Origin of the sequence: Bradyrhizobium forestalis, assembly GCF_002795245.1 — a bacterium.
Taxonomy (GTDB): Bacteria; Pseudomonadota; Alphaproteobacteria; order Rhizobiales; family Xanthobacteraceae; genus Bradyrhizobium; species Bradyrhizobium forestalis.
Genome location: NZ_PGVG01000008.1, coordinates 149724 through 162831, shown reverse-complemented (window position 1 = coordinate 162831; position 13108 = coordinate 149724). Strand labels below are relative to the sequence as shown.

General features: G+C 64.3%; 12 protein-coding genes and 1 pseudogene. 11 read left to right on the top strand and 2 right to left on the bottom strand.

Going from position 1 to position 13108, the window contains the following annotated elements; all coding sequences use genetic code 11:
• The first annotated feature begins 7 nt into the window (after window positions 1-7).
• From CVM73_RS12580 to CVM73_RS12575, 3 genes and pseudogenes are all read left to right on the top strand, one after another.
• Window positions 8-1612, top strand: coding sequence for a GMC family oxidoreductase (locus CVM73_RS12580; protein ID WP_100232297.1), 1605 nt, complete (start codon window positions 8-10; stop codon window positions 1610-1612).
• A 308-nt stretch (window positions 1613-1920) separates the two neighbouring features.
• Window positions 1921-2022: pseudogene (locus CVM73_RS40920) on the top strand (CvpA family protein); the annotation flags it as partial.
• 129 nt (window positions 2023-2151) lie between these two features.
• Complete coding sequence (locus tag CVM73_RS12575) at window positions 2152-2934, top strand: SDR family oxidoreductase (RefSeq protein ID WP_100232296.1); 783 nt, start codon at window positions 2152-2154, stop codon at window positions 2932-2934.
• Window positions 2935-3050: 116 nt separating this feature from the next.
• On the opposite strand, the gene CVM73_RS12570 is transcribed toward CVM73_RS12575, so the two are convergent.
• Entirely contained in the window at window positions 3051-3527 is a 477-nt protein-coding gene (locus CVM73_RS12570; protein WP_100232371.1) for a DUF3775 domain-containing protein, read from the bottom strand.
• 137 nt (window positions 3528-3664) lie between these two features.
• Here CVM73_RS12570 and CVM73_RS12565 point away from each other — a divergent pair, with 137 nt between their 5' ends.
• The 8 genes from CVM73_RS12565 (at window position 3665) to CVM73_RS12530 (ending at window position 11748) form a co-directional block, all read left to right on the top strand.
• Entirely contained in the window at window positions 3665-4513 is an 849-nt protein-coding gene (locus tag CVM73_RS12565) for an MBL fold metallo-hydrolase (protein WP_167406804.1), read from the top strand.
• An 85-nt stretch (window positions 4514-4598) separates the two neighbouring features.
• Entirely contained in the window at window positions 4599-5441 is an 843-nt protein-coding gene (locus CVM73_RS12560; protein ID WP_100232295.1) for a fumarylacetoacetate hydrolase family protein, read from the top strand.
• Window positions 5442-5628: 187 nt separating this feature from the next.
• On the top strand, window positions 5629-6240 hold the full coding sequence (locus tag CVM73_RS12555) for a glutathione S-transferase family protein (RefSeq protein WP_100232294.1): 612 nt from the start codon (window positions 5629-5631) through the stop codon (window positions 6238-6240).
• A gap of 16 nt (window positions 6241-6256) precedes the next feature.
• A complete protein-coding gene (locus CVM73_RS12550; protein WP_100232293.1) occupies window positions 6257-7126 on the top strand; it encodes an MBL fold metallo-hydrolase in 870 nt (289 codons plus the stop codon).
• A 209-nt stretch (window positions 7127-7335) separates the two neighbouring features.
• The gene (locus CVM73_RS12545) at window positions 7336-8484 is read left to right on the top strand and encodes an alpha/beta hydrolase (RefSeq protein ID WP_100232369.1); all 1149 of its coding nucleotides are present in this window, start codon (window positions 7336-7338) and stop codon (window positions 8482-8484) included.
• Between the two features lie 65 nt (window positions 8485-8549).
• The gene (mbfA, locus tag CVM73_RS12540) at window positions 8550-9521 is read left to right on the top strand and encodes an iron exporter MbfA (RefSeq protein WP_100232292.1); all 972 of its coding nucleotides are present in this window, start codon (window positions 8550-8552) and stop codon (window positions 9519-9521) included.
• Between the two features lie 243 nt (window positions 9522-9764).
• Window positions 9765-11237 carry an amidase gene (locus CVM73_RS12535; RefSeq protein WP_100232291.1) on the top strand — a complete coding sequence of 491 codons (1473 nt, stop codon included), beginning with the start codon at window positions 9765-9767 and terminating at the stop codon, window positions 11235-11237.
• Between the two features lie 157 nt (window positions 11238-11394).
• A complete protein-coding gene (locus CVM73_RS12530; protein ID WP_100232290.1) occupies window positions 11395-11748 on the top strand; it encodes a nuclear transport factor 2 family protein in 354 nt (117 codons plus the stop codon).
• Window positions 11749-11959: 211 nt separating this feature from the next.
• Here the strand turns inward: CVM73_RS12530 and CVM73_RS12520 are convergent, their stop codons facing one another.
• Window positions 11960-13048 carry a Zn-dependent alcohol dehydrogenase gene (locus CVM73_RS12520; protein WP_100232288.1) on the bottom strand — a complete coding sequence of 363 codons (1089 nt, stop codon included), beginning with the start codon at window positions 13046-13048 and terminating at the stop codon, window positions 11960-11962.
• Window positions 13049-13108 lie beyond the last annotated feature (60 nt).

The window sequence follows — 13108 nt, the reverse complement described above, 5'->3', positions numbered from 1 at the left end:
AAACCAAGTGACCGACACATTCGATTTCGTCGTCGTGGGCGCGGGCTCGGGCGGCTGCACTGTCGCGGGGCGGCTGTCGGAGGATGCGGCGACGTCGGTCGCGCTGCTCGACGCCGGCGGGCCTTGCGACAACTGGGTCGTGACCACGCCGGGCGCGCTGGTGCTGATGGTCGCCGGCAACGTCAACAACTGGGCCTTCAACACCGTGCCGCAGAAGGGGCTGAACGGCCGCATCGGCTATCAACCGCGCGGCAAGGGCCTCGGCGGCTCCTCCGCGATCAACGCCATGGTCTATATCCGCGGCCACCGCGCCGATTACGACCACTGGGCTTCGCTCGGCAACAGCGGCTGGGCCTATACGGACGTGCTGCCCTATTTCAAGCGCGCGGAGAACAACGCCGATTTCGACGGCGAGTATCACGGCAAGGGCGGGCCGCTGTTCGTCAACAAATTGCGCTCCGGCAATCCGGTGCAGCAGATCTTCCTGCAAGCGGCGCAGGAGGGGCAATTCCGCATCCGCGAGGATTTCAACACCGACGATCATGAAGGGCTCGGTCTCTACCAGGTGACGCAGAAGAACGGCGAGCGCTGGAGCGCGGCGCGGGCGTATGTCCATCCGCACATGGGCAAGCGCGCGAACTTGCAGGTCGTGATGCAGGCGCATGCCACGCGCATTTTGTTCGAAGGCAGGCGCGCGGTTGGTGTCGAATACCGGCAGGGCAAGGAGTTGAAACAGCTGCGCGCGCGGCGTGAGGTGATCCTGGCCGCCGGTGCGTTTCAGTCGCCGCAGCTTTTGATGCTGTCGGGCATCGGCGATGCCATCGCGCTGAAGCAGCATGGCATCGAAAGCCGGCATCATCTGCCGGGCGTCGGCCAGAACCTGCAGGACCATCCCGACTTCATCTTCGGCTACATGTCCGACAGTCCTTATTTCGCCGGCATCTCGCTCAAGGGCATGCCGCGGCTGATCCGCGCCATCCTGCAATACAGGCGCGAGCGCCGTGGTCCCCTCACCTCCAATTTCGCCGAATGCGGCGGCTTCCTGAAGACGCGGCCCGATCTCGACATTCCCGACATTCAATTGCATTTCGGCATGGCCATGGTCGACGACCACGGCCGCAAGCGCCATGGCGGCACCGGCTTCTCCTGCCATGTCTGCCTGCTCCGCCCGAAAAGCCGCGGCAGCGTTTCACTCGCGAGCAATGATGCGATGCAGGCGCCGCTGATCGATCCGAATTTCTTGGGCGAGGATGAGGATCTCGATGCGATGGTGGCGGGCTTCAAGACCACGCGCCGCCTGATGGAGACGCCGGCGCTGCGCGCGCTGCAGACCAGGGACATGTTCACCGCCAACGTGCGCAGCGACGACGACATCCGCAGCATTCTGCGCGAGCGCGTCGACACCGTCTATCATCCCGTCGGCACCTGCAAGATGGGCGCGGATGCGCTTGCCGTGGTCGATCCGGCGTTGAAGGTGCACGGACTCGAGGCGCTCCGCGTCGTCGACGCCTCGATCATGCCGACGCTGATCGGCGGCAACACCAATGCGCCGACGATCATGATCGGGGAGAAGGCGGCGGATATGATAGGTGCGGAGATGCGAGCGAGTTAGGCGATGCTGCCGCGTCATTCTCCGCTATGAGAGAGAGAGCCACAGCCTCATTCCCCGCTGGGACGACAGTTGAGTAAAACGCGCTTATCCGGGACGACAGCGGTCGTTAGTTCAGCGTCGACCAGAACGCGTGGTTCATTTCGGTGTCGATATAGCCGGGCGCGAGTCTTGGAGCCGCCAATTTGGAGCCACCAATTTGGAGTCACCAATACAGTCGATTTTAGCGATCTGAAACCGGAATGATCGGTTCGGCGTTCATTCGTCTCGTCAAGCCAGGGTTGTGCTCATGAGCAGCTTTACGCCGCGGTCGGCCTCGGTTTCAGGACCGGGCTGGCCAGATGGGCTTCAGATCGCGGCCGCCCGAGGTCGCCTCCGCGATCGACCGCCTCAAGCAGGAACGGCGCATCTGATCTGGCGCATTTGCATCGCAGCGCCAGCGCGCATGCATTTTGGTGCGAGCCCGTCCCTTATCAGCGGCACTGATGTTGGCTAAAGTGGTCGCCGTTCAAAACCTGCCTGCTATTTTCGGGAGTGAAACAGTGGATCTTGGGATCAAAGGTCGCCGCGCCATCGTCTGCGCATCCAGCAAGGGCCTCGGGCGCGCCTGCGCCATCTCGCTGGCGGAGGCCGGCGTTCATGTCACTCTGACCGCGCGCGGCGCCGAGGCCCTGAAGAAGACGGCCGATGAGATCCGTAAGGCCTATCCCGATGTGACGGTCACCGAGATCGTCGGCGACATCACAACGCCTGCCGGCCGCGAGGCGGTGCTGAAGGCCTGCCCCGATCCCGACATCCTGATCAACAATGCCGGCGGCCCGCCCCCCGGCGATTTCCGCAACTGGACCCGCGACGACTGGATCAAGGCGATCGACGCCAACATGCTCACCCCGATCGAGCTGATCAAGGCGACGGTGGACGGCATGATGGCGCGCAAGTTCGGCCGCATCGTCAACATCACCTCGGCCGCGGTGAAGGCGCCGATCGACATCCTCGGCCTCTCCAACGGCGCGCGCGCCGGCCTCACCGGCTTCATCGCCGGCCTCTCGCGCAAGACGGTGATCAACAACGTCACCATCAACGGCCTGCTGCCGGGCCCGTTCGAGACCGATCGTCTCACCGGCACCGCAAAGGCCGAAGCCGACAAGCGCGGCGTCAGCCCAGAGCAGATCCTGGCCGAGCGCGCCAAGCTCAACCCGGCCGGCCGCTTCGGCCAGCCCGACGAGTTCGGCTACGCCTGCGCCTTCCTGTGCGGTGCCAAGGCCGGCTTCATCACCGGACAGAACATTCTGCTGGATGGTGGTGCGTTCCCGGGCACGCTGTAGATCGGGATCAGCTGCCACACGCACAACTGTCATCGCCCGACTTGATCGGGCGCCCAGGATGCCCCGGTCAAGCCGGGGCATGACGGCGGAGAGCGTGGAGCAGAGGTGAGAACATCTCACCGCTGCTTCGTCGCTTCGTCCTCGTCCCGTTCGCTGGGATCGGAGGAATCGGCGGTGAGGCGCTCGCCGGTCCAGTCGACGCCGAATTCGGCGAGCCCATTGGCGAGCAGGTCGCCCAGCATCGGCTCGCCAAGCAGATAGTGCACCGTTTCGCGCCGCGGGCTGCGATACTCACCTCGCGCCTCCACGGCGCGGGCCCGCAAATCGTCCCAATCCTCGATCGTGCCGTCACCGCGACCGAGCCAGGTCAACGCGACGAGATCGAGCTGCTCGTCCTCGTTCAAGGCGATCATGAAGCTTCCGAGCTCTTGGACGACAGGGTCGGAGCCATCGTCGTCGAGGACATCGACCGCATCGTCATCGCTCGGGTTGGAGCCGGAATCCGGATCGGAGCCCGCCTCCTTGACGTCGAATTCGCGCGCCTTCTCGATGATGAAGGCGACCTTATCAGCGGAAATCGTAAGCTCCGGCATTGGCTCTCTCTTCGGGTTTGTCTTTTCGGTCTTGTCCTGGGTTCCCGCGATAACGCCGCATCGCGTCAGATGATCCATTGCGCTTGACGGCGGAAGAACGCATGTTTTGGCGCCAAAAAGACATGGGAAGGTGCCGGATGCATTGGAAGGTGGGCAGGGTCAAAATCACAAAGGTGGTGGAATTGGAGACGGTCGGCTCGACCCGTTTCATCCTGCCGCTCGCGACCAACGAGGAAATCCGCAAGCTGCCCTGGCTCATCCCGCATTACGCCACTGAAGAAGGCCGGCTGAAAATGTCGATCCATTCGCTGGTGGTGGAGACGCAAGGCAAGCGCATCGTGGTCGATACCGGCCTTGGCAACGACAAGCAGGGCCGCAGCGTCCCGACCTGGAACAACCGCAGCACGCCATTTCTGGAGACCATGACGGCGGCCGGCTTTCCGCCCGACAGCATCGACACCGTGCTGTGCACGCATCTCCATGTCGATCATGTCGGCTGGAACACGAAGCTGGTCGATGGCAAATGGATGCCGACCTTTCCGAAGGCGCGCTACGCTTTCGGCAGGACCGAATACGAGCACTGGCGCGACCATTCGACGGAGCCGGACAAGGCGGCGGTGTTCAATGATTCGGTGCAGCCGATCGTCGATGCCGGCAGGGCCGATTTGATTCCCAGCGACCACCGGCTCTGCGAGGAAATCAGCATGATCCCGACCCCGGGCCACAGCCCCGGCCATATGAGCATCCTCATCCAGTCTGACGGCGAACAGGGCCTGCTCACCGGCGACGTCGCCCATCATCCCTGCCAGATGGCGCATCTCGACTGGTCCTCGACCGCCGATTCCGACCAGGCGCAATCGGCCGCGACGCGGGCAGCGCTGTTCGGCCGGTTTGCCGACACGCCGACGCTGGTGATCGGCGGGCACTTTTCGGCGGGACATATCAGGCGGGACGGGAACGCGTTCAGGTTTGTAGCGCTGGGGTGATCTCTGTTTTGAGCGGTTGAATTTCCTGCCGCCCTGTTCCATGAAGCTATTAACCGATCGGTCCAATCTCCAGGGAGAGACGAGAATGAAGCTTGTTCGTTACGGCGAGAAGGGTGCGGAAAAGCCCGGCCTGATCGACAGATCCGGCCAGTTGCGCGACCTGTCGGCGCATCTGAAGGACCTCACCGGCGAGGCCTATTCGCCTGAGTCCCTGAAGAAGCTGGCGGCGCTCGATCCTGCCTCGCTGCCCGCCGTCTCCGGCAAGCCGCGGTTCGGTGCGCCCGTCACCGGCATCTCGAAATTCGTGGCGATCGGCCTCAACTACAGCGACCATGCCAAGGAGACGGGCAACCCGATTCCGGCCGAGCCGATCTTCTTCCTCAAGGCGAACACGGCGCTCTGCGGCCCGAATGATCCGGTCGAGAAGCCGCGCGGCTCGACCAAGCTCGACTGGGAGGTCGAGATTGCCGCGATCATCGGCACTCGTGCGAAATACGTCTCGGAAGCCGACGCGCTCAACCACGTCGCCGGCTACTGCGTCTGCAACGACGTCTCCGAGCGCAATTTCCAGATCGAGCGCCTGGGCCAGTGGACCAAGGGCAAGTCGCACGACACGTTCGGCCCACTCGGGCCGTGGCTCGCCACCAAGGACGAGATCAAGGACGTGCAGAATCTGTCGATGTGGCTCGACGTCAATGGCCAGCGCCGCCAGACCGGCTCGACCGCGACCATGATCTTCACCATGGCCAAGTGCATCTCCTACGTCTCGCAATTCATGACGCTGCTGCCCGGCGACGTCGTCACCACGGGCACCCCGCCCGGCGTCGGCATGGGCATGAAGCCGCCGACCTTCCTCAATGTCGGCGATGTCGTCACGCTCGGCATCGAAGGTCTCGGCGAGCAGCGCCAGGAGATCGTCGCGGCGTAAGCTGCGCCCTCCGCCCTCATCCTGAGGAGCGCGCAACGCGCGCATCTCGAAGGATGCGCCACAAGCACAGTTACCCGGCGTTCGCGCCGGGTAACGAGAGACCATCCCTCGTTGTCCATCCTTCGAGACGCGCCAAGCGGCGCGCTCCTCAGGATGAGGACTGTGTGTCTGGATAGAGGTTATTTCGATGAAGCTCACCTTCTCCCCCGCCTCGCCCTTCGCCCGCAAGGTGCGCATCGCCGCGATCGAGCTCGGGCTGATCGACAAGATCGAGCTCGTGCCCGCAACCGTCGCGCCGGGCACGGCCAACGAGGACTATTCGAAGATCACGCCGCTGAAGAAGCTGCCGGTGCTGATCACCAATGACGGCGACGTGATTTTGGACTCCTACGTCATCGTCGAATATCTCAACGAGATGGCCGGCGGCGGCCTGATCCCGGACTATGGTCCGCGGCGCTGGAAGGCCAAGACCAACCACTCGCTGATCAACGGCATGCTCGATTCCATGCTGCTGTGCCGCTACGAGAAGATGGTGCGGCCGCAGGGGCTGCAATGGCAGGCCTGGTCGGACGACCACTGGAACCGGGCCTGGACCGGCATGGCGCGCTTCGAGAACATGCCGGAGGTGCTGAACGGCCCGTTCGACATCTCGCAGATCGGGCTCGTTTGCGTGCTCGGCTATGCCGACTTCCGCTTCGCCGATTGCGGCTGGCGCAAGGCCTATCCGAAGCTCGATGCCTTCCACCAGAAGATGCTGGAGCGGCCCTCGGTGAAGATCTCGGTGCCGCCGGCGGCGTAACCCGCAAGGAGCGTCCATGAGCCTGAAACTCTCGGTCGGCGATCTCACCATCCATCGCGTCATCGAGCAGGAAACCTCGTTCGTGCCGGCGCTGGAGATGCTGCCGGGACTGACGGCGGAAGTGCTGGCCGAGAACCGGGCGTGGATGCGGCAGGCCAACGCACTCGACGATGACGACGTGCTGCTGCTGTGCTTCCAGTCCTACGTGGTGAAGACGCCGCACCATACCATCCTGGTCGACAGCTGCATCGGCAACGACAAGCCGCGCCCCAATCGGCCGAAATGGAACATGAAGACCGACGACACTTATTTGCGCGGTCTCAGCGCCGCGGGGTTCTCGGTCGATGACATCGATTTCGTGATGTGCACGCATCTGCATGTCGACCACGTCGGCTGGAACACCCGGCTGGAGAACGGCCGCTGGGTCCCGACCTTCCCGAAGGCGCGTTACATCTTCGCCAAGCAGGAATTCGACCATTGGACCGCACAGAATGCGAAGGCGGAGATCCCGCCTTTCGCCGATAGCGTGCTGCCGGTGGTCGAGGCGGGGCGCCATGAGCTCGTCGGCAACGACCATGCAATCGGCGATCACGTCCGCATCCTGCCGACACCGGGCCACACGCCGGGTCATATCGCCATCACGATGGGCCGCGGCAAGGACGATGCGGTATTCTCCGGCGACCTCATGCATTCGCCGTTGCAGACGCTCTATCCGGAGCTGTCGATCAAATTCGACATCGACCCGGCCAAGGCAGCCGCGACGCGCCGCAGCTTCCTGGACCGCTATTGCGACACCGACACACTGTGCTGCACCGCGCATTTTCCCTCGCCGTCGGTGGGGAAGATCCGGCGCAAGGGCAACGGATTCGTGTGTGAGATGGTTTAGTCTAGTGCGGCTCGCGCCGCGAACTCCCATCCTCCCCTGGAGGGGGAGGATCGGTTCGCATGCAGCGCAGCGGAATGCGAACCGAGGTGGGGTGACGGTCTCTCCTCGTTGAAACTGCCAGTGTTGAGAGATCACCCCACCCCGCTCGCGCTTCGCGCGATCGACCCTCCCCCTCCAGGGGAGGGTAAGAGACGCCCACGGAGGAAATGATGACCGCGCTCCCCGACATCCCGCTGCCCGCCGGAATCCGTTCGCGCTATGTCGACGGCATCAACGGTCTGCGCATGCATGTGCTGGAGGCCGGCTTCGAGACCAGGGGCCGGCCCTGCATCCTCTTGCTGCACGGTTTTCCGGAGCTGGCGTTCTCCTGGCGCAAGGTGATGCCGGCGCTCGCCGCGGCCGGCTATCACGTGATCGCGCCGGACCAGCGCGGCTATGGACGCACGACGGGATGGCGTGCGGAGTATGACGGTGATCTCGGGCCCTTCTCGCTGTTCAATCTCGTGCGTGATGCGCTCGGCCTGGTGTCGGCGTTCGGCTACAGGCAGGCCGATGTGGTCGGGCACGATTTCGGTAGCCCGGTTGCGGCCTGGTGCGCCTTGATCCGGCCTGACGTGTTTCGTTCGGTGACGATGATGAGCGCGCCGTTCGGCGGACCGCCGCCGCTGCCGTTTGGCACCGTCGATGGGCCGGCAAAGCCGCCGGCCGAAGATCCTGTTCATCGCGAGCTCGCCGCGCTACCGCGGCCGCGAAAACACTATCAATGGTACTACGCGACGCGCGAGGCGAACGCCGACATGCACCGTGCGCCACAGGGCCTGCATGATTTCCTGCGCGCCTATTATCATCACAAGAGCGCGGACTGGACCGGGAACAAGCCGTATCCGCTCGAATCGTGGTCGGCGGGCGAGCTGGCGAAGCTGCCGACCTATTACGTGATGGACCTGAACGAGACCATGGCCGAGACGGTTGCGAAGGAAATGCCGTCGCCGGCCGTAGTCGCCGCCAATCAGTGGCTGCCGGAGCGCGAGCTCGCTTACTACAGTGCCGAATATGGCCGCACCGGATTCCAGGGCGGGCTGCAATGGTATCGTTGCGGCACCTCGGGCGCTTTCAACAACGAGCTGCAATTGTTTGCCGGCCGCAGCATCGACGTGCCCTCCTGCTTCATCTCGGGCAAGCAGGATTGGGGCACTTATCAGCGTCCGGGCGTGTTCGAGACGATGCAGGCGCGCGCATGCACGAAGATGCTCGGCTGCCATCTCGTCGACGGCGCCGGCCATTGGGTGCAGCAGGAACAGCCGGCTGAGGTGAGCCGGTTGCTACTGGATTTCCTCGCAGAGGCTGGCACGGCCTGATTTGACCCGGAAACGGCCGCGCTCTATATAGTTTAGAATAGTTCTAAACTAATGACAGGGCCGTCGTGAAGAATTTTGCCGATCTGACCGAGCGCGAGGTGCTGGCGGTCGCGATCTCCTCCGAGGAGGAGGACAGCCGCATCTACATGACCTTCGCCGAGGACCTGAAGGAGCGCTATCCCGACTCGGCCAAGCTGTTCGAGCAGATGGCCGAGGAGGAGCGCGGCCATCGTCACATGCTGCTGGAGACGTACGAGCAGCGCTTCGGCCAGCATCTGCCGCCGATCCGCCGCGAGGACGTCAAAGGCTTCCTGCGCCGCCGGCCGATCTGGCTGACCAAGAACCTGCCGCTCGACACCATCCGAAGAGAAGTCGAGACCATGGAGCTCGAGGCCGAGCGCTTCTATGCGAAGGCCGCCGAGCAGGCCGAGGACGTCAGCGTGCGCCGGCTGCTCGGCGACCTCGCCGAAGCCGAGAAGAGCCACGAGCATACCGCCGCCAGATTGACCGACGAGATCCTCAAGCCTGACGTGCGCGCGGAGGAAGACCGCACGCGGCGGCGGATGTTCGTGCTGCAATATGTGCAGCCGGGCCTCGCCGGCCTGATGGACGGCTCGGTCTCGACGTTGGCGCCGCTGTTCGCGGCGGCCTTCGCCACGCACCAGAACTGGCAAACCTTTCTCGTCGGCCTCGCCGCCTCGATCGGCGCCGGCATCAGCATGGGGTTTGCGGAAGCCCTATCCGACGACGGCTCGCTCACGGGACGCGGCTCGCCCTGGCTGCGCGGCATCACCTGCGGCGCAATGACGACGCTCGGCGGGCTCGGCCACACCGCGCCGTATCTCGTGCCCGACACATGGGCGAACGCGTTCTGGATCGCGACGGGAATCGCCTGCGTCGTCGTGTTCTTCGAATTGTGGGCGATTGCCTTCATCCGCGCGCGATACATGGACACGCCGTTCCTCCAGGCCGTGTTCCAGATCGTGCTCGGCGGCGCCATCGTGCTGGCGGTGGGAATCGTGATTGGGGCGGCGTAGGCCGCGTCACATTCCGCTGTCATCGCCCGCGAAGGCGGGCGATCCAGTACGCCGCGGCCCATCGGCTCTATCACTGCTGTCACGGAGTACTGGATCGCCCGGTCAAGCCGGGCGATGCACCGGCTTTGTTGTTGGATCTCCCCGATGACCAGCAGCCAGGCATGGCAATCGCGATCAAACAGCGGTTGCAGCATTCGGCCAAACTGCGCATCATCCTCCGACAACCAGAGCGGGAGACGCGCCGTGGCCAAATCGGAATGGAGTTTCAAGAGTGCGGTCGAGCTGGCGGCCGCATTGAACGCGAAGAAGGTCTCCGCGGTCGAGCTCGCGCAGGACGCGATCGCCCGTATCGAGCGTCACGACGGCAAGATCAACGCGATCTGCGTCCGGGATTTCGATCGCGCGCTCGGCGCCGCGCGCGAGGCGGATGCTGCATTGGCGCGCGGTGAGCGCAAGCCGCTGCTCGGCCTGCCCACGACGATCAAGGAATCCTTCAACATCGCCGGCCTGCCGACGACCTGGGGGTTCGTGCCGCAGAAGGATTTCAAGCCTGTGGAGGACGCGCTGGCGGTGGCCCGCATCAAGCAGGCCGGCGGCGTGATCCTCGGCAAGACCAACGTGCCGGTCGGCCTCGGCGACTGGCAGAGCTACAACGACATCTACGGCACTACCAACAACCCCTATGATCTCGGCCGCACACCGGGTGGATCCTCCGGAGGATCGTCGGCAGCCCTCGCCGCGGGCTATTGCGCGCTCGCCACCGGCTCCGACATCGGAGGCTCCCTGCGGGTGCCGGCCTTTCATTGCGGCATCTTCGCCCACAAGCCGACCATCAATCTCTGCGCGGCGCGTGGCGAGACCCCGCCGCCGTTTCCAGCCATTCCTCGCGAGGGCGACCTCGCCGTCATCGGCCCGATGGCACGCACCGCTGCGGATCTCTCCTTGCTGCTCGACGTCATGGCCGGACCGGATCCGCTCGATGCCGGCGTCGCCTACAAGCTCGATTTGCCTGCTGCGCGGCATCAGTCGCTGCGGGATTTTCGCGTCCTGGTGATCGACAGCCATCCGCTGCTGCCGACCGACCGGGACGTCCGCGGCGCGATCGACAAGCTCGCGACCGATCTGCCGAAGGCCGGCGTGACGATCGCGCGCGAGAGCGGCCAGCTCCCGGACTTTGCGGCGACGTCGCGGCTTTACATGCGCATGCTGCTGGGCTTCCTCGGCGCGTTCTTCCTGCCGGACGAGCTTGCGGATGCGCAAGCCAGAGCGAGCCAGCTTTCGCCTGAGGATCGCAGCCTCGGTGCGGAGCGATTGCGCGGCATCACTGAGAGCCACCGCGCCTGGGTGCTCGACGCCGGCGCCCGCGCCGGCCTGCGTGCGCAATGGCGCGCGCTGTTCAAGAGCTTCGACGCGGTGATTTGCCCGATCATGCCGACGCCGGCCTTTCCGCATGACCATTCGCCGGAGCAGCGCCTGCGAACGATCAGCATCGACGGCAAGGACTATCCTTATTCCGACCAGCTCGCCTGGCCGGGCATTGCGACGTTGCCGGGCCTGCCGGCAACGGCCGTTCCTCTCGGCCTGTCGAAGGACGGCCTGCCGGTCGGCGTGCAGATCGTTGGGCCCTTCCTCGAGGACCGCACACCGCTCAAGCTGGCCGAGCTGATCGAGCGGGAGTTCGGCGGATTCGTGCCGCCGCCATTATTCAGTGATTAGCCTTCTCGTCATTGCGAGCGGAGCGAAGCAATCCAGGTTGCATCCGCGGAGACATTTCTGGATTGCTTCGCTCCGCTCGCAATGACGGAGCAAAACAATTTCGTGATTCCGGGTTCGCGCTTCGCGCGCCCCGGAATGACAGGGAGGAGGAAACACAATGAGCAACGACCTCGAACAACTCACCGCGCTCAACCGCGACTATGTCGCTTCCGTGCAGAACTGCGACGTCAAGCGCTTCGGCGAGATCCTGGCCCCGGAATTCTACTGCTCCAATCCCGACAAGACGCTGGTCGACCGCGCCGCTTTCCTGGAGCAGACGGCGCGGCCGATCGCGATCCGCAATCTGCACGCGCACGACGTCATCATCCGCATCATGGGCGACTTCGCCATCATCCATGCCGCGACCAGCTACACCACGGGTGATGGCCAGCAGGCGACGGGGCGGTACACCGATTGCTGGGCGAAGATCGATGGGACATGGCTGACCGTGTCGGCGCACGTGTCGCGGTGAGGCGAGTCATGGCGGCAGCGAGATCATGACGCGGTGAGGCGTGCACGTTGCTACCCACCCTCCGCTGTCATGCCCCGGCTTGACCGGGGCATCCAGGGCTCCGCGGCCGTCATTGGTTCACGCAATCTCCGCCGCGGAGTACTGGATCGCCCGGACAAGCCGGGCGATGACACCTTTTCTGTAGCGACGCCGGCTGGCGCCAGAGCTCATATCAACTATCAAACGCGATCACGCTGCGCAGCGTCTTGCCGGCCTTCATGTTGGCAAAGCCCTCGTTGATCTCGTTCAGCTTCAGCTTGGCCGAGATCCAGTCTTCCAGATGCAGCCGGCCGCGCAGGTAGAAATCGACCAGGCGCGGCATGTCGACGCGGAAATGGTTCGAGCCCATCGATGAGCCCTGGATCTTGCGCTCGCGCAGGAAGTCGAAGCCGTGAAGCTCGATCTTCTGCCCGAACGGGATCATGCCGACGATGGTGGCGGTGCCGCCGGAAGCGAGCATGGCGAACGCCTGCTCCGCGGTCTCCTTGCGGCCGAGCACCTCGAAGGAATGATGCACGCCGCCATTGGTGAGGTCGCGCACCTGCTTCACGACGTCGCCGTCGGCGGGATTGATGATGTCGGTCGCGCCCAGCTTGGTCGCGAGCTGGAGTTTCGCAGGATTGGTGTCGATGGCGATGATGCGGCCGGCGCCGGCGATCTGCGCGCCGTTGATCGCGGCCATGCCGACACCGCCGCAGCCGATCACGGCGACGGTCTCACCGGCCGTCACTTTCGCCGTGTTCACCACCGCGCCGTAGCCGGTGATGACGCCGCAGCCGATCAGCGCGGCGAGATCGAGCGGCATCTCCTTGCGAATCTTCACGATGGCGTTCTCATGCACCAGCATCTGCTCGGCGAAGGAGGAGAGATTGAGGAACTGGTGCAGCTTTTCCGGCTTCGACCACTGCATCCGATTGGAGACGCCCGGCATCATCTTCACCGTGGTGTCGGTGCAGAGCACGGTCCGGCCCGTGGTGCAGTTGTCGCAGGTGCCGCAAAACACGGACAGGCAAGTGACGACATGGTCGCCCGGCTTGACGTAGGTGACATCGGAGCCGACCTGCTCGACCACGCCGGCGGATTCGTGACCGAGCACCGCGGGCAGCGGATGCGGATAGAGCCCTTCCATGAAGTGCAGATCGGAGTGGCAGAGGCCGGCGACCGCGGTGCGGATCAACACCTCGCGCGGGCCCGGCTTCGGCAGGCTGATGTCCTCGATGACGAGCGGCTGGTTGACTTCATGGAGGACGGCGGCCTTCATCGGTGTTTCCTCGTTGTTATGATTATCGTTGAGTATGGGGGACTTCACCTCTCCCATGGG